This window comes from Microbacterium sp. TNHR37B (genome assembly GCF_001620065.1).
Classification (GTDB): domain Bacteria; phylum Actinomycetota; class Actinomycetes; order Actinomycetales; family Microbacteriaceae; genus Microbacterium.
The window spans coordinates 1459642-1474910 of the sequence record NZ_LQGV01000001.1 but is presented as its reverse complement, the minus strand read 5'-3'; the positions used below and the strand labels follow the sequence as shown (position 1 = coordinate 1474910).

14 protein-coding genes are annotated in these 15269 nt (G+C 70.5%); 6 read left to right on the top strand and 8 right to left on the bottom strand.

From position 1 onward, the window contains the following. Positions 1-24: 24 nt before the first annotated feature. Positions 25-648 (bottom strand): helix-turn-helix transcriptional regulator, encoded by a 624-nt coding sequence (locus AVP41_RS07050; protein WP_067162450.1) that lies wholly within the window; start codon positions 646-648, stop codon positions 25-27. 278 nt (positions 649-926) lie between these two features. Here AVP41_RS07050 and AVP41_RS07045 point away from each other — a divergent pair, with 278 nt between their 5' ends. After that, positions 927-3728, top strand: coding sequence for a lamin tail domain-containing protein (locus AVP41_RS07045; protein WP_067162449.1), 2802 nt, complete (start codon positions 927-929; stop codon positions 3726-3728). Between the two features lie 34 nt (positions 3729-3762). Here the strand turns inward: AVP41_RS07045 and AVP41_RS16810 are convergent, their stop codons facing one another. The 3 genes from AVP41_RS16810 to AVP41_RS07030 are packed head-to-tail and all read right to left on the bottom strand — an operon-like array spanning position 3763 to position 6317. Then, positions 3763-4716, bottom strand: coding sequence for an AAA family ATPase (locus AVP41_RS16810; protein ID WP_197464267.1), 954 nt, complete (start codon positions 4714-4716; stop codon positions 3763-3765). Further along, entirely contained in the window at positions 4695-5243 is a 549-nt protein-coding gene (locus AVP41_RS07035; protein WP_067162446.1) for a GNAT family N-acetyltransferase, read from the bottom strand. Before AVP41_RS07035 ends, AVP41_RS16810 begins: the two co-directional genes overlap by 22 nt. 42 nt (positions 5244-5285) lie before the next feature. Further along, the gene (locus tag AVP41_RS07030) at positions 5286-6317 is read right to left on the bottom strand and encodes an LLM class flavin-dependent oxidoreductase (protein WP_067162443.1); all 1032 of its coding nucleotides are present in this window, start codon (positions 6315-6317) and stop codon (positions 5286-5288) included. A gap of 99 nt (positions 6318-6416) precedes the next feature. Here AVP41_RS07030 and AVP41_RS07025 point away from each other — a divergent pair, with 99 nt between their 5' ends. From AVP41_RS07025 to AVP41_RS07005, 5 genes are all read left to right on the top strand, one after another. Then, positions 6417-7370: an aldo/keto reductase gene (locus tag AVP41_RS07025; RefSeq protein WP_067162441.1), complete on the top strand. Its 954-nt coding sequence runs from the start codon at positions 6417-6419 to the stop codon at positions 7368-7370. A gap of 35 nt (positions 7371-7405) precedes the next feature. Next, positions 7406-8206 carry a methyltransferase domain-containing protein gene (locus tag AVP41_RS07020; protein ID WP_067162439.1) on the top strand — a complete coding sequence of 267 codons (801 nt, stop codon included), beginning with the start codon at positions 7406-7408 and terminating at the stop codon, positions 8204-8206. A 54-nt stretch (positions 8207-8260) separates the two neighbouring features. Then, the gene (locus AVP41_RS07015) at positions 8261-9217 is read left to right on the top strand and encodes a squalene cyclase (protein WP_067162437.1); all 957 of its coding nucleotides are present in this window, start codon (positions 8261-8263) and stop codon (positions 9215-9217) included. Positions 9218-9305: 88 nt separating this feature from the next. Beyond that, the gene (locus tag AVP41_RS07010; RefSeq protein ID WP_067162435.1) at positions 9306-10643 is read left to right on the top strand and encodes an O-acetylhomoserine aminocarboxypropyltransferase/cysteine synthase family protein; all 1338 of its coding nucleotides are present in this window, start codon (positions 9306-9308) and stop codon (positions 10641-10643) included. Next, positions 10640-11956, top strand: a complete 1317-nt coding sequence (locus AVP41_RS07005) for an LLM class flavin-dependent oxidoreductase (protein WP_067162433.1) — start codon at positions 10640-10642, stop codon at positions 11954-11956. The genes AVP41_RS07010 and AVP41_RS07005 overlap by 4 nt, the downstream gene beginning before the upstream one ends. 64 nt (positions 11957-12020) lie before the next feature. On the opposite strand, the gene AVP41_RS07000 is transcribed toward AVP41_RS07005, so the two are convergent. Genes AVP41_RS07000 through AVP41_RS06985 form a run of 4 tightly spaced genes read right to left on the bottom strand, consistent with a single transcriptional unit; the run spans position 12021 to position 15229 of the window. Then, a complete protein-coding gene (locus tag AVP41_RS07000) occupies positions 12021-12947 on the bottom strand; it encodes an ABC transporter substrate-binding protein (protein WP_067162431.1) in 927 nt (308 codons plus the stop codon). A 52-nt stretch (positions 12948-12999) separates the two neighbouring features. Continuing rightward, positions 13000-13716 carry an ABC transporter permease gene (locus AVP41_RS06995; RefSeq protein WP_067162429.1) on the bottom strand — a complete coding sequence of 239 codons (717 nt, stop codon included), beginning with the start codon at positions 13714-13716 and terminating at the stop codon, positions 13000-13002. Beyond that, positions 13713-14390, bottom strand: coding sequence for an ABC transporter permease (locus AVP41_RS06990; RefSeq protein WP_067162427.1), 678 nt, complete (start codon positions 14388-14390; stop codon positions 13713-13715). Before AVP41_RS06990 ends, AVP41_RS06995 begins: the two co-directional genes overlap by 4 nt. Next, positions 14387-15229, bottom strand: coding sequence for an ABC transporter ATP-binding protein (locus tag AVP41_RS06985; protein WP_067162426.1), 843 nt, complete (start codon positions 15227-15229; stop codon positions 14387-14389). The genes AVP41_RS06990 and AVP41_RS06985 overlap by 4 nt, the downstream gene beginning before the upstream one ends. Positions 15230-15269: the final 40 nt, after the last annotated feature.

The window sequence follows — 15269 nt, the reverse complement described above, 5'->3', positions numbered from 1 at the left end:
GTGAAAAAGACCCGGTGAGGTGGATCAGCTCGCGGCCGCGGCGTGGACGAGCTGCACGACGCACTGCCGGGGATCGCACGACGAGCGCATGCCGTCGATCGAGAGCGGACCGCCGGCCTCGCTCAGCACGCTCTGCATGAGCCCGAGGTGGACGCTGCAGAGCACCTCGCGGTGCGCCGCCTGCGCCTCGGCCTGGGCGCACGGGGTGAGATCGACCGTGAGCTCGGTCTCGTCGACGAGGGGATCGAAGCCCGCGTCGATGAGGTCGTCGATGAGGGCGTCCACCTGGTGGAGTGCCTCGGTGTCGAGCTCCGGAGGCGCTCCGGGCAACACACGACGCATGAGGTCGCCCCGCTCCGCCGCGGCCTTCACCTTGCGGCGTTGCACGGGGCTGGAGGCGACGGTGCCGTCGGCGGCGCTGTAGAGCACCCGCGGACGGCCGCGCGTCGTGCGCAGTTCCGGGATAGCGACGACGTAGCCGTCTTCGATGAGTCGCTGGAGGTGCTCGCGCACCGTGTTCGGGTGGAGCCCCGTCGCTTCGACGAGTTCGGTGATCGTCCGCTGCTGCTGCTCCTGGATGAGGTGCAGCAGCTCGACGCGAGAGTAGCTGGAGATCGCGCTGTATCCGGCGGGTCGCCCTGTGGTCATACCACTATTATTCACGGTCTTCCGGGCCGGGGGAAGAGGCGGAGCCCCGCGATTCTTCCCACCCCCCTGAAAACGGAGGGGGTGGGGCGCGTCGCCCGCGTTGTCGTGGATGGGAGCGGTACCGCGCCGCTCGGCCATGTTCGTCGTCGGTTGCCGTCGCGATGCCTTCTGTTTCCCGGCCGTTCGCCCGAGGACGTCACCATCGGGAGGCAAGGCGACCCGGGCCCGTCCGGATCGCGATGTCGACCCTCCCTTCCGCCCCTCCCCTCTGGAGCGAGATGCCTGCCACCTCCCCGCGCGTGTCGCGTGTTCGTCCCCCCATCGCCGCTGCCGTCGCGATCCTCCTCGGAATCGCCAGCATCGGATACGGCGCCGTCGGTGCCGCCTCGACGGCCTCGGCCGCACCGGTCCCCCCGGGCGTCGTCATCAACGAGATCGAGTCCAATGGCGACGCGTCGGACTGGATCGAGCTGACCAACACGTCCGACGCCGACATCGACGTCTCGGGCTGGATCGTCAAGGACAACGACCCCTCTCGCACCGACGCGCTGCCAGGCGGCACGGTCATCGAGCCGGGCGGGTTCGTGGTGGTCACCGCCCCCGAGATGAGCTTCGGACTCGGCAAGGAAGACGCCGCGCGTCTCTACCTCCCCGACGGCGAGTCGCTCGTCGACGAGTACTCGTGGACCCAGCACGCCGCGACGACCTTCGGACGCTGCCCCGACGGCACCGGGTCGTTCGTCACGACCGCGGCTGCCACTCCAGGAGCGGCCAACGACTGCACGGCCCCGACGTCCCCGGCGCCATCCTCGCCCGCCGCGTCACCGACCGCCGACCCCGCGTCGGGCGTGCTCGTGGTGAACGAGGTGGAGTCCAACGGCGACGACACCGACTGGTTCGAGCTGTTCAACCTCGGCGACGCTCCGCTCGACCTCACCGGCTACATCGTGCGCGACAACGACGACGCGAAGGCCTACGTCCTCCCGGCGGGGTCGGTGGTGCCGGCTCAGGGCATCCTCCTCGTCGACCAGCTGACGGCCCACTCGCCCGGATTCGACTTCGGGCTCGGCAACGCCGACATGGTGCGGGTCTTCTCGCCCGACGGCGCCACTCTCGTCGCCTCCTACGCCTGGACCGTGCACGCCGCGACCAGCTACGGCCGGTGCCCCGATGGCACCGGTGAGATGCGGCAGACCACGGTCACCACGAAGGGAGCGCCCAACAACTGCGCCCTCCCGGTGAAGATCAACGAAGTGGAATCCAGCGGCGGGACACCGGGCGACTGGATCGAGCTCGTGAACCTCAGCGACACCGCCGTCGAGGCGGCAGCACTCGTCGTCACCGACTCCGATGTGTCCGGTCACCGGTACATGCTGCCCTCCGGCGCGACGATCCCCGCCCGGGGCTACCTCGTGCTCGACGAGAGCGCCTTCGGCTTCGGGCTCGGCGGCGCGGACGCCGTGCACCTGTTCGACACCGACGGGGTGACGCTGCTGGATCAGACCTCGTGGACCACGCACGCCGCCACGACGTGGGGGCGCTGCGGCGATGGCACGGGGCCCTTCGCCGTGACGGCGGAGTCGACGCGCGCCGCGGCGAACCGGTGTGCGGGCGAGGTCGTCGTCTCGCCGTGGCCGGGAGGCGCGAGCGTGCGGATCCTCGACGAGGAGGCCACCTTCAGCGGCGACCTCAGCGGTCTCGACGAGGTCGACGGCGTGCTGTGGGGCGTCGAGAACGGCAACGGCCTGCTGTACCGCCTCCAGCCCCAGGGCAGCCGGTGGTTGCCGGAGACCGGTTGGGAGTCGGGCAAGAAGCTCCGGTATCCGGGTGGCGGCGGAACCGTGGACGCGGAAGGCGTGGTCGCGGTCGGCGGCGACGTGTACATCTCCAGCGAGCGCAATAACGACGCGAGCTCGGTGAGCCGCCCCGCCGTGCTGCGCGTCGATCCGGCGGCGAGCGGGACCGAGCTGACGGCGGATGCCGAGTGGAACCTCGCGGCCGACTTCCCGGGGCTCGGCGCCAACGCCGGGCTTGAGGGCATCACCTGGATCCCCGACAGCTGGCTGGTCGCGCGCGGCTTCGTGGACGAGCGCACCGGACGCGCGTATGCGCCCGGCGACTATACGGGTCACGGACAGGGCGTCTTCTTCGTCGGCGTCGAAGGCACCGCTGCGGCATACGCCTATGTGCTGATGGATGACGGCTCGTTCGCGCGCATCGCGACGATCGACACGGACTTCGCGCTCGTCGCGGAGCTGGAGTTCGACCGTGACCGGCTGTGGGTGGTGTGTGACGAGGCCTGCGACGGTCGGAGCGCCACCTACGAGATCGACGAGACCGGGGCATTCGTTCCGACGGCCGTGTATGCGCGGCCGGCGGAGGCGGCCAACGTCGCCAACGAGGGGTTCGCGATCGCCTCCGCGTGCGTCGACGGTAAGGCCGCGACGTTCTACGCCGACGACGCCGACACCGATGGCTTCTCCCTCCGCGGCGGAACCCTCTCCTGCACCGAGGAGGGAACGGGCCCGACCCCCGAGCCGTCGCCGACGCCGGATCCCTCCCCGACACCGCGGCCGACGGCGACGCCCGAGCCGTCCGCGACGCCGAAGCCGTCCGCGACGCCGAATCCGTCAGCGACCGCGACGCCCGGTCCGTCGGCGCCGGCGAGGGTGGCCCCGGATCCGTCGGAGCTGACCGAGGCCAACCGGGGGACGATCCAGGCGCCCTCGACCGTCCGGGCGGGAAGCTCGTTCCGGGTGCGACTCGATCCGGCCCTTGCCGGCGAGACGGTGGCGGTGTGGCTCTTCTCCGCACCGACCGACCTCGGTGCCGCCGTCGTCGGGTCCGACGGGACGATCACCGTCCGGATCCCGGTCACCGTGCCCGCGGGGGAGCACCGCCTCGTCGTCGCCGACCCCACGGGCACGGTGCTGGCCTGGACCGAGCTGACGGTGACCGACGATGCCCTCGCCGCCACGGGTGGCGCCGGTGGCGGTTCCGCACTCGCCGTCGTCGGGGGCATGATCGCCCTCCTCGTCGGTTTCGCCCTCGTGCGGCGCCGGACGCGCGTCGCGGGCTGACCCTCCTGCGCAGCGGTGTGCGCGGACGTGATGGTCAGCCGCGGCGGAGGCAGAGGATCCCGGGACGCGAATCCCACGCGTCGGCGGGTGCGACCACCTCGAAGCCGCGCCTCCGGTACAGCTCGATCGCCGGTGTCCGCCACTCCCACACCGACAAGCGGACGGGTGGGGGAGCCGCGGCGAGCGCGGCGTCGAGGAGTGCCGCTCCCGCACCCCGGCCGCGCGCCGGGGGAGTCGTCCAGAAGCGCTTGATCTCCGAGCCGCCGGGGATCGCGGCCGTGACGATGATGCCGCAGTCTGTGCCCGCGACCGAGGCGAGCATCACGCGGACACCCCGGAACGCGCTCGCGGGATCGTCGACCTCGCGCGCATAACGCGCGGGAAGCTCGTCGGAGGGAGCGGCCAGGCCGTGGTCGGCTTTCTCTCGCTCCGTCTGGACGAGGTAGTCCTCCAGCAGAGCGGACACCGACGACAGGTCGCGCGGGAACACCGCGTCCCGAACCTCCGCTGAGCCTGAGCGCAGGAGGCGTTCCACCGCATCGGCCAGGTCAGTGAGCGGCTGAGTGCCGTCGAGCTCGACGTCGGCGCCGCGGCGGAGGAGCGGCTCGACCTCGGCGACGTGCCGCCGGATCTCGTCGCGGTCCTCCCCCGTCTGTCCGTACGGGTTGTCGGTGCGTGCCGCCACGCGGGCGAGCAGGACGGCTAGCGGTGCGCTCAGCAGGACGACGTGGTCGAACCGGTCGTAGTAGTCGCCCTGGTTCTCGACGGTGCCCGACACGACGATCGAGCGGTGAGCGTCCAGCAGCGCGCGGACGCGTTCGTCGTTCCAGCGGCCGTCGGCGTCGACGTAGTCGCCGTAGTCGGTGTCGACGGTCGTGATGCCGCGGCTCGCGAGCTCGCGGAGGAGCGAGCTCTTACCCGCCCCCGACATGCCGGTGACGAGGATCCGGGCCCCGCCGGTGCCCTTCACGCGGAGGCCGCGTCCCACACCACGGGCGTGACCGTGCCGGACTCCCAGTCGCGACGCAGCACGCTGTATGCGACGGAAGCCACGGGTTCCCCGCCCTCGACCGGCCAGCCCTCGCGGTAGTACGCCTCCTGCACCCACCCGGCGCGGACGAACACCCGGCGCATCGCGACGTTGTCCTCGCGCGTCTGCCCCTCGAAGCGGCGCACCTCGGGCATCGTCGTGAACACCCGCTCGGTCGCCGCCGCGAGGATCTCACCGCCGAGCCCGCGTCCGCGCCACTGCTCGGCGAGGCGCAGGTCGAACAACGGGGTGTCCTCGGAGAGGTCCTCGAAGCGGAAGAACCCGACGCGACCATGCTCGGCGTGATCGATCCAGAACGACGCGTTGTCGTCGTCGCGGTACGCGCCCGCCGCGATCGCGTCGGAGATCTGCTCCGCGGTGGGAGAGGTGCGCACGTGGAAGGGGAAGGTCTGCGAGGTCATGAACGCGACGAGCTCGTCGCGGTCCGCTCCCTCCGGGTCGATGGGGGTGAACGTCACGGCCATCCCTCCAACCTAGACGGCCGGTTCGGACCGACGGGAGCGGCCTCAGCTCGTGGTGGTCGGCTCCCACCCCAGCGCCGGCGCGACATGCCTCGCGAAGGACTCGACGATGCGGAGGTTGAACTCCACACCCAACTGGCTCGGGATCGTGAGCATGAGCGTGTCGGCCGACATGACGGCGGCGTCCTGGCGCAGCTGCTCCACGAGCACGTCGGGTGCGGCGGCATAGGTCTTGCCGAAGGTCGACCGGAAGCCGTCGATGTAGCCGATGCCATCGCCTTCGGCGGAGTGGCCGAAGTACAGCTCGTCCTCCGCCGTCGTGATCGGGAAGATCGAGCGGCTCACCGAGGTGCGCGGCGTGCCCGCGTGACCCGCCTCCTTCCACGCGGCGCGGAAGAGGTCGAGCTGCTCGGCCTGCAGCAGGTCGAACGGGCGGCCGTCGGCTTCGGTCACGAGAGTCGACGACATGAGGTTCACGCCTTTGCGCCCCGCCCATTCCGCGGTCTCGCGGGTGCCGGCTCCCCACCAGATCCGCGAGCGCAGGCCCTCGGAGTAGGGCTCGATGCGCTGGCGTCCCGACCCGCCCCCGAAGGGACTGGTCGCATCGCGCTCGGCGAGAGGCTCCCCCTCGATCGCGCGCAGGAACAGGTCGAACTTCTCGCGTGCCATGTCGGCTCCGCGCGGGTCTTCCGACCCGGTGTAGCCGAACGCCTCGTATCCGCGGACGACGGTCTCGGGTGAGCCGCGGCTGATGCCGAGCGCCAGCCGGCCGTCGGAGATGAGGTCGACGGCGGCGGCCTCCTCGGCGAGGTAGAGCGGGTTCTCGTAGCGCATGTCGACGACGCCCGTGCCGACCTCGATCCGCCGGGTGGTCGCGGCGATCGCCGCCAGAAGCGGCATGGGAGAGGCCTGCTGGCGCGCGAAGTGGTGCACGCGGAACGCGACGCCGTTGACCCCGAGGTCGTCCATGCCCTGCGCGAGGTCGATCGCCTGGTGGAGCGAGTCGCGGGCGGTGAGCTCGCGCCCGCCGCCGAGGGGCCCGTAATGGCCGAACGAGAGAGTTCCGAAGCGTTGCATGTCGGTGTCAACGATACGCCGGCTCGGTGCATTCCTCTGAATGTAAAACCTCGTCATCTGCAGGCCGCGACGTCGTCGGCGGAGCGTAGGGTCACGAGTATGACCCGCATCGGATCCTCTGACCTCGACGTCTTCCCCCTCGCCCTCGGCGGCAACGTGTTCGGTTGGACCGCCGACCGCGACACCTCGTTCGCCGTGCTCGATGCCTTCCGCGAGGGAGGGGGCGACTTCATCGACACGGCCGACTCTTACAGCGCGTGGGTGCCGGGCAATACCGGTGGCGAGAGCGAGACCCTCATCGGCGAGTGGCTGGCGTCCCGTGGCGCCTCGAACGACGTGGTGGTGGCGACCAAGGTCAGCCAGCACCCCGATTTCCGGGGGCTGTCGGCGACCAACGTCCGCGCGGCCGCCGAGGCGTCGCTGCAGCGACTCGGCGTCGAGCGGATCGACCTCTACTACGCGCACTTCGACGACGCCGACACTCCGCTCGAGGAGACCGTCGCCGCATTCGGCCGCCTCGTCGAGGACGGCCTGGTGCGCTACACGGCCGTCTCCAACTACTCCGCCGACCGGATCGCCGAGTGGGTGCGGATCGCGCGCGAACTGGGTGTCGCCGAGCCCGTCGCCATCCAGCCGCACTACAACCTCGTGCACCGGGAGATCGAGAGCGACATCGTGCCGTTCGCGGAGGACAACGGTCTCGGCCTCGTGCCCTACTTCGCGCTCGCGAAGGGCTTCCTCACCGGCAAGTACCGCTCGCCGGAGGTCGATGGCCACGACTCGCCGCGGGCCCGTGCCGCCGTCGAGTACGCCACGCCGCAGGGACTCCAGATCATCGACACCCTCGAGCGCATCGGCGCCGCGCACGGGGTCTCCATCGCGGCGACGGCGCTGGCCTGGCTCCGCGCGAAGCCGGCTGTCGTCGCCCCCATCGCGTCCGCGTCGCGGGTGTCGCAAGTCGCCGACCTCCTCGATGGTGCGCGTGTCGATCTCACCGCCGAGGAGGTCGCCGACCTCGACGCCGTCTCGGAGTGGACGCCGACCGACATGTGACATCGCGCGCGCCGCGCAGGCCGCATGATGGGGGGATGGCCGACGACTACACACACGGACATCACGAGAGCGTCCTGCGGGTGCACCGCCGGCGCACGGCGGCGAACTCGGCCGCGTATCTCCTCCCCGAGCTGCGTCCCGGGATGTCCGTCCTCGATGTGGGTGCCGGGCCGGGAACCATCACGATCGACCTGGCCCGCGCCGTCGCGCCCGGTCGCGTGAGAGCCGTGGACGCGGCGGCGGACGTCATCGAGGCCGCTGAGGCGGATCGCGTGGACCTCGGGATCGAGAACCTGGAATACGCCGTCGACGATGCCTACGCGCTCTCGTCGGGCGACGAGGAGTGGGATGTCGTGCACGCGCATCAGGTGCTGCAGCACCTGAGCCGTCCCGTCGACGCGCTCCGCGAGTTCCGTCGCGTGCGCACGCCCGATGGCGTCGTCGCCGTGCGCGAAGTCGACTACGAGGGCGTGATCTGGTGGCCGCAGCCGCCGGGGCTCGACGAATGGCGCGAGGTCTACCTCGCCGGTCATCGCGCCACGAGCGGCGAGCCGGCCGCGGGCCGCCGGCTGAAGGCCTGGGCGCGGGAGGCGGGATTCGCCGAGGTGACCTCGTCCGCCTCCATCTGGCTCTTCGAGAGCCCGGAGGCGCGCCAGTGGTGGGGCGGCGCCTGGGCCGACCGGGCGTTGCACTCCTCGTTCGCCGAGAACGTCCTTCGCCGGGGGATCGCCGATCGGGCAGCGCTCGAACGCATCAGCGCCGGATGGCGGGAGTGGGCGGACAGCGAGGATGGATGGCTGCTGATGCCGCACGGGGAGATCCTCGCGCGCGGCTGATGCGTCTGTGCAGGGCGCTTCCACGGTGTCGGCGCCCCGGCGTAGCGTGAGCGCATGACGTCGGCGACCGTCCTCGAATGGCTGCAGGATTCCGATCCCACCCTTCGATGGCAGGTGCAACGAGACCTGCTCGATCTTCCGAGCGAGGTCTGGGAGCCGACGCGGGCGCGCATCGCGGTCGAGGGAGACGGCGCGACGCTCCTGTCGCACCAGGACGACGACGGACAGTGGGCCGGTGGGGCGTTCTTCCCCGCGACGATGACCGAGCATCCGCCGCAGGACGACCAGCCCTACACCGCCACCACGTGGACCCTGACGAGTCTGCGCGAGTGGGGGCTCGACCCCCGCGTCCTCGATGGCACCGCCGGCAAGCTCCGTGTGCACAGCCGGTGGGAGTACGACGACCTCCCCTACTGGGACGGAGAGGTGGACGTGTGCATCAACGCCATGACGCTCGCCAACGGTGCGTGGCTGGGCGAGGACATGTCACACCTCGCGGCGTGGTTCACCTCCCACGCGCTCGCTGACGGCGGGTGGAACTGCGAATGGGTGGAAGGCTCGGCTCGGTCATCGTTCCACTCCACGATCAACGCGGTGCGCGGGCTCCTGGCCTACGAGAAGCTCACCGGCGACACGAGCGTCCGCGATGCGCGGCACCGCGGTGAGGAATACCTGCTGAGTCGGCGGCTCCGTTACCGGGCATCGACGGGAGAACAGGTGGGACGGTGGACCGACCTCATCGTGTACCCGTATCGCGCGCCCTTCACCCTGCTCAAGGCGGTGGACCACGTCACCGAGGCTGCGGAGTGGGATGGCGCACCGAACGACTCCCGCGCCGAAGAGGCGGTGGAGCGTCTGCGGGCAGCGCGACGCGACGACGGCCGCTGGGATCAGGGCTGGCGGTTCGGAGGCGACACGTGGGTCACGCACGACGTTGCCCCGGGCGAGCCCTCGAAGTGGGTGACCTTTCTCGCCGAGCGTGCCCTGCGACGGTGGGACGGCGGCGCGTAACACGGCGACACCGCGAATAGGCGAACTGCTCCGCGCGACCGCATGATGTCTCTCGGCGGGTGAGGCCCGGCCGGAAGGAAGGGCGCGCATGAGCGGTGGTTCGACGGATCGCGGGTTCACCACGCGACAGGTGCACGACGGTGACCGCGCCCACGGAGGCTCGCCGCGGGTGACCCCCATCTACCTGACGGCAGGGTTCTCGTTCGACGAGTATGAGCAGGCCACGGCGCACTTCGGGGCCGGCGACGGCTTCGCCTACACGCGCACCGGCAATCCCACCGTCTCCTCCGCCGAGTCCGCGCTCGCGTCGCTCGAGGGTGGGAGCGGGGCGCTACTCCTCGCGAGCGGCCAAGCCGCCACCACCGTCGCGGTGCTGAGCCTTGCCGGAGCCGGCGACCACATCGTGTCGTCGAGACACATCTACGAGGGAACGCGCGGCCTCTTCCTCGACAATCTGTCGCGCCTGGGGATCGAGGTCGATTTCGTCGACGACATCCGCGATCCCGCCGCGTGGGCGGCCGCCATCCGCCCCGAGACCCGACTGCTGTTCGCCGAGTCGATCTCCAACGCCACCAATCGCCTCATCGATGTGGCCGCGATCTCGCGCGTCGGGCGTGAGCGGGGGATCCCGCTCGTCATCGACAACACGTTCGCGACGCCCTACCTGTTCCGTCCCATCGAGCACGGAGCCGATGTCGTCGTCCACTCGGCCAGCAAGTTCCTCGCCGGGCAGGGAGCGGTGCTCGGCGGTGCGATCGTCGACAGCGGCCGGTTCGACCCGATCGCTTCCGGTGCGCTCTTCCCGCACCTCGTCGCACCGGGCCGGCGGGGGGCGCCCAGCATCGCCGACCGGGTCGGCGGGAATGCCCGCCTCGCGTACGCCCGCGAGAGCGTGGCGCCCCGCCTCGGCCCCACGCCGTCGCCGCTGAACGCCTTCCTCATCGCGCAGGGCATCGAGACGCTGAGTCTTCGCGTGGACCGTCAGTCCGCCAACGCGCTCGCCGTGGCCCGGTGGCTCGAGAAGCAGCCGGGGATCGCGGCCGTCGACTATGTGGGCCTTCCCTCTCACCCCGATCACGAGCTGGCCACCGAGATCCTGCCGCGGGGCTTCGGATCGGTCTTCACGATCACGCTCGCCGGTGACGAGTCCACGGCGCGGCGCTTCGTCGAGGCGCTGGAGGTGTTCACGCACATGACGCACCTGGGCGATGTCCGCTCGCTCGTGCTGCACCCCGGCACCACGAGTCACCTGCAGCTGAGCGAAGAAGAGCAGGCCGCGGTCGGCGTGTTCCCGGGAACGCTCCGTCTCTCGATCGGCATCGAGGACGCCTCCGACCTCATCGCCGACCTCGCGACCGCGCTCGCCGCCTCCGGTGCTGCGGTGGGCGGCCCACTTTCGTCCGCACACGCGCAGGTGACGGTATGAGCAGGCCGCAGCACTTCGGCTGGTTCCTCGCGCGGGGATTCGGTCCGCACGGTTGGGGGAGCCCCTCGCTGGACTGGGACTGGCGCTGGACATCGCCCGATCTGTATCAGCAGTCGGCGCGCGAGCTGGAGCGCGCCGGGTTCGACTTCGTGCTGATCGAGGACGCCCCCTCGCTCGGCTCGGCGGCCACGATCGATCTCCGCGTGCGGCACGCGTTCGGCGGTCCCAAGCACGATCCGCTGCTTCTCGCGCCGTATCTCTTCGCCGCCACGACGCATCTGGGGATCATCCCCACCGTCAATCCCGCCGCCTACCTGCCGTACACCGCGGCTCGGCAGTTCGCGACCCTGCAGCACCTGTCCGGCCACCGTCTCGGGCTCAACGTCGTGACCGACACCGCCAGCGCACGCCATTTCGGGGATGCGCCGCAACTCGGTCACGATGCCGCCTACGATCGCGCCGAGGAGTGGTTGAGCGGGCTTCGTGCGCTCTGGCGGAGCTGGGGCGACGGCGCGCTGGTGACCGATCCGGTCTCGGGCGTCTACGCCGACGGCTCGCGACTGGAGGCTGTCCGGCACCGCGGCGAGTATTTCGCCTTCGACGGTCCCCTCAACGCCATCCCGTTCGAGCATGGCGAACCCGTGATCGCCTCGCCGGGCGGATCCGGACGGGGTCTCGCCTTCGCCGGCGCGAACTCCGACATCCAGCTCGCTCTTGCGCCGCTCCACGAACAGAGCGTGCGCGAGTATCGCGCCCGCATCCACGCCGCAGCCATCGAGCGGGGCCGCGCGCCGGAGGACATCAAGATCCTCTTCGCGATCCAGCCCACGATCGTCGCGAGCGCAGCAGAAGCTGATCGCCTCGTCGCGGCGGCCGCGGATCCCGACGACGACACGCTGCGTCTGATCGCGCGGCGGCAGTCGAGCGATCTCGAGACGGACCTCACCGGGCTCGACCTCGATGCGCCGCTGGATCTCGGGATCTTCGGCGAGCACGTCTCCCAGGGGAGCATCCGCCGACTCGCCGGCGACCGCGACGTGGCCTCCACGCCGCTGCGGACACATCTCGCGGCGCTGGCGCGGCTCGGCCGGATCTCCGATCGCACCGGTTTCGTCGGGACGGCCGACGAGTTCGCCGATCTCATCGACGAGCTGGGCGACTGGGGCAACGACGGCATCTTGCTGTGGGGCGACCTCCACCCCGTGACGATCCACCGCACGCTCGACGAGCTCGTGCCGGTGCTGCGCCGGCGCGGCATCCTCCGCCGCGACCTGATCGACGGCGGCCTCCACGCCACGCTCCGCGCCTTTTAGTCAGCACCCGCACACGCGAGAACGGCGCCCCGGGAGATCCGGGGCGCCGTTCTGGTGTGTCGGATCAGCCGACGCCGTTGGCGGCGAGCCAGTCCTTCGCGATGTCGGCGGACGAGCGCTTCTGCTCCGTCGACTCCACATTCAGGGCGACCAGGCCCTCGGGGGTCAGGGCCGCGCTGATGGGGTTGATCACATCGGCGATCTCATCGGCGATGGCCGAGTTGACGACGGGGACCACGTTGGAGGCCAGGAACAGGCCCTTCGGGTCTTCCAGCGTCACGAGGTCGTTGGTCTGGATGCGCGGGTCGGCGCTGTAGACGTTCGCGATCTGGATGTTGCCGGCGACCAGCTCGTCGACCGTGGTGTCGGCAGTGGCCGAGAAGGCGACGTCGACGCTGTAGACCGATTTCAGACCCTTCGGCCCGTACGGACGCTCCTCCAGTTCGGGGGCACCGCCGAGCGTGAGACCGCTGAGGCCGGCGAGGTCCTCCAGCGACGTGAGGTTGTTCTTCTGCGCGAAGTCGGCCGTCACGTTGTAGGAGTCCTGGTCGGTCGCCGACGACTGGTCGAGCACCGTCAGGCCTTCCGGGAGGGCGTTCTTGAGCGCCGCGTAGACGTCTTCGGACGTGGTTGCGGTGGTGTCGGGCTCGAAGAACTGGAGGAGGTTTCCGGTGTACTCGGGGAACAACTGCACGCTGCCGTCCTCGAGCGACGGGATGTAGAGGTCGCGCTGACCGATCTGGAACTTGCGCTCGACCGTGAAGCCGGCGCCCTCCAGAGCCTGCGCGTAGATCTCGGCGATGATCTCGTTCGAGTAGTACGCCTGGGAGCCGACGACGATCGTCGACGACCCGGTTCCGGAGCCGGAGGTGGGTGCCGGGCTGGACGAGTCTCCACCGAGCGGATCGGAGGAGGCGCAGCCGGCCAGGGCCAGGGCGGCGACGGCGACGAGGCCGGCTGCCGCGGTGAAGCGGGAACGAATGCGGGACATGGGAGGTGCCTTTCTGGTGTGCTGTAGGCGCGGGATGGTGCCGGAGAGAGAGTCAGGTCGAGGTCGCCGCGGTGGCAGGGCGGCGGTCGCGGGCGGGCGAGCGGACAGCGACGCCCCGCGGCACCACGAGCCGCTGCAGCAGGGCGAAGACGCCGTCGACGGCGAGGGCCAGAGCGATGACGACGATCGAGGCGCCGAGGATCTGCTCGAATCGCTGGAGCTGGATGCCCTGGATGAAGAAGAACCCCAGCCCGCCGAGGCCGACGTAGGCGGCGATCGTGACGGTGGCCACCACCTGGAGGGCGCCACTGCGGATGCCGCCGATGAGGAGGGGCAACCCCAGCGGTACTTCGATCTTCCACAGCACCTGCCACGGGGTCATCCCCATGGCGCGACCTGCGTCGATCACGGTGCGGTCGATGGCCTCGAAGCCGGCGTACGCGCCGGCGAGGATCGAGGGGATCGCCAGGAGGACGAACGAGATCACGGCGGCCTCGGTCTTGTGGACCACGCCGATCAGGAGCACGAGCAGGAGGACGAGCCCGAGCGAGGGCAACGCTCGCGCGGCGCCGGAGAGGGCCACCGCCACCTCGCGGCCGCGGCCGGTGTGGCCGATCAGCCAGCCGAGCGGGATGGCGATGAGGGCCGCGATCGCGACGGCCCCGAAGGTGAAGGCGAGGTGTTGCCCGATCGCGAGGGGAAGAGGGAGGTACCCCTCCAGCCGGTCGGGCGAGAAGATCCAGCCGAAGGCGTCGAGGAAGAAGTTCATGCCTGCACCACCGCCTGCGGAGCGCGCACCGGCACCCGCCGCTGCCGTCGAGGGAGCCACGGCATGAGCAGACGGCCCAGGAGCACCAGCACGAGGTCGATGAGGAGGGCGATGACCACGACGGCCACCACCCCCGACAGGACCTCTTCGACGATGCGTCGCTGGTAGCCGTCGGTGAACAGCAGACCGAGGTTCTGGATGCCGATGAGGATGCCGACGGTCGCGAGGGCGATCGTGGAGGTGGCCGTCACCCGGAGACCGGCCAGGAGCACCGGTCCGGAGAGCGGGAAGTCGACGGTCCAGAAGCGCCGCCACGGGCCGAAGCCGACCGCGACGGCCGACGCACGCACCGCGGGATCGATCGCATCGAGGCCATCGGTGACCGACCGCGTCATGATGGCGACGCCGTAGATCGTGAGCGCCGTGATGAGGTTGGCCTCCGACAGGAGGGGGATCCCCGCTCCCGCGAGGACGGCGAACAGTCCGAGCGACGGGATCGTGTAGAGCAGGCCGATCGTCGTGAGCGTCGCGCCGCGCAGGGCCGTGTATCGCCAGGCCAGCCATCCGAGCGGCACCGCGATGACGAAGGACAGCAGGATCGGGATGAGGCTCTGGCGCAGGTGCACCAGGCTCAGTTTCCCGATGAGGTCGAGGTTGTCGAGGATCCAGGTCATGGGCGGTCCTCGGAGGCGGGCGCCTCTCCGACGAGCACGCCCTGCGTGCGGCCGCTGTCGTCGATGAGGACGGTGCCGCGCGGGGTGCGCTTGGTGCGCAGGGCCCGCGCCCCGCGCTCTAAGCCCACGAAGTCGGCGACGAAGTCGTTGGCGGGGTTCTCGATGATCTCGTCGGGGCTCCCGACCTGGGCGATCTGGGCCCCCTTCTGGAGGATCACGACCTGGTCGCCGAGCAGGAAGGCCTCGTCGATGTCGTGGGTGACGAACACGACGGTCTTGTCGAGGTCGCGCTGGAGCCTTCGCGTCTCGGCCTGCAGCTCTTTGCGGACGATCGGGTCGACGGCGCCGAACGGCTCGTCCATGAGGAGGATGTTGGGATCGGCGGCGAGCCCGCGCGCCACGCCGACACGCTGTTGCTGACCGCCCGAGAGCTGGCGGGGATAGCGATCGGCCAGGGCGCGGTCGAGTCCCACGATGTCCAGGAGCTCCAGCGCCCGCTCGCGGGCCACGCGCTGGGGGGTTCCGCCGAGCACGGGAACCGTGGCGATGTTGTCGGCGACGGTGAAATGGGGGAGCAGGCCCGAGTTCTGCAGGACGTAGCCGATTCCGCGCCGCAGCCGGACCGGGTCGCGATCGAGGATGCTGTCGCCGTCGATCGTGATCTCGCCCTCCGTCGGCTCGATCAGCCGGTTGATCATGCGCAGGAGCGTGGTCTTGCCGCACCCCGACGACCCCACGAACACGGTCGTCTTGTGCGCGGGGATGAGCAAGCTGAAGTCGTCGACGGCGACCGTGCCGTCGGGAAACCGCTTCGTGACGGCGCGGAACTCGATCGACATGTCGTCTCCGATTCGACGTGAGGACAGAGGGACAGATTCC

Excerpts from the sequence above, each read along its gene's own strand:
- AVP41_RS07025 (WP_067162441.1), top strand. The coding sequence starts at position 6,417 with ATGACCCGCATCGGATCCTCTGACCTCGACGTCTTCCCCCTCGCCCTC.
- AVP41_RS07020 (WP_067162439.1), top strand. The coding sequence starts at position 7,406 with ATGGCCGACGACTACACACACGGACATCACGAGAGCGTCCTGCGGGTG.
- AVP41_RS07045 (WP_067162449.1), top strand. The coding sequence starts at position 927 with ATGCCTGCCACCTCCCCGCGCGTGTCGCGTGTTCGTCCCCCCATCGCC.
- AVP41_RS06985 (WP_067162426.1), bottom strand. The coding sequence starts at position 15,229 with ATGTCGATCGAGTTCCGCGCCGTCACGAAGCGGTTTCCCGACGGCACG.
- AVP41_RS07035 (WP_067162446.1), bottom strand. The coding sequence starts at position 5,243 with ATGGCCGTGACGTTCACCCCCATCGACCCGGAGGGAGCGGACCGCGAC.
- AVP41_RS07010 (WP_067162435.1), top strand. The coding sequence starts at position 9,306 with ATGAGCGGTGGTTCGACGGATCGCGGGTTCACCACGCGACAGGTGCAC.
- AVP41_RS07050 (WP_067162450.1), bottom strand. The coding sequence starts at position 648 with ATGACCACAGGGCGACCCGCCGGATACAGCGCGATCTCCAGCTACTCT.
- AVP41_RS07030 (WP_067162443.1), bottom strand. The coding sequence starts at position 6,317 with ATGCAACGCTTCGGAACTCTCTCGTTCGGCCATTACGGGCCCCTCGGC.
- AVP41_RS07000 (WP_067162431.1), bottom strand. The coding sequence starts at position 12,947 with ATGTCCCGCATTCGTTCCCGCTTCACCGCGGCAGCCGGCCTCGTCGCC.
- AVP41_RS06990 (WP_067162427.1), bottom strand. The coding sequence starts at position 14,390 with ATGACCTGGATCCTCGACAACCTCGACCTCATCGGGAAACTGAGCCTG.
- AVP41_RS06995 (WP_067162429.1), bottom strand. The coding sequence starts at position 13,716 with ATGAACTTCTTCCTCGACGCCTTCGGCTGGATCTTCTCGCCCGACCGG.
- AVP41_RS07015 (WP_067162437.1), top strand. The coding sequence starts at position 8,261 with ATGACGTCGGCGACCGTCCTCGAATGGCTGCAGGATTCCGATCCCACC.
- AVP41_RS07005 (WP_067162433.1), top strand. The coding sequence starts at position 10,640 with ATGAGCAGGCCGCAGCACTTCGGCTGGTTCCTCGCGCGGGGATTCGGT.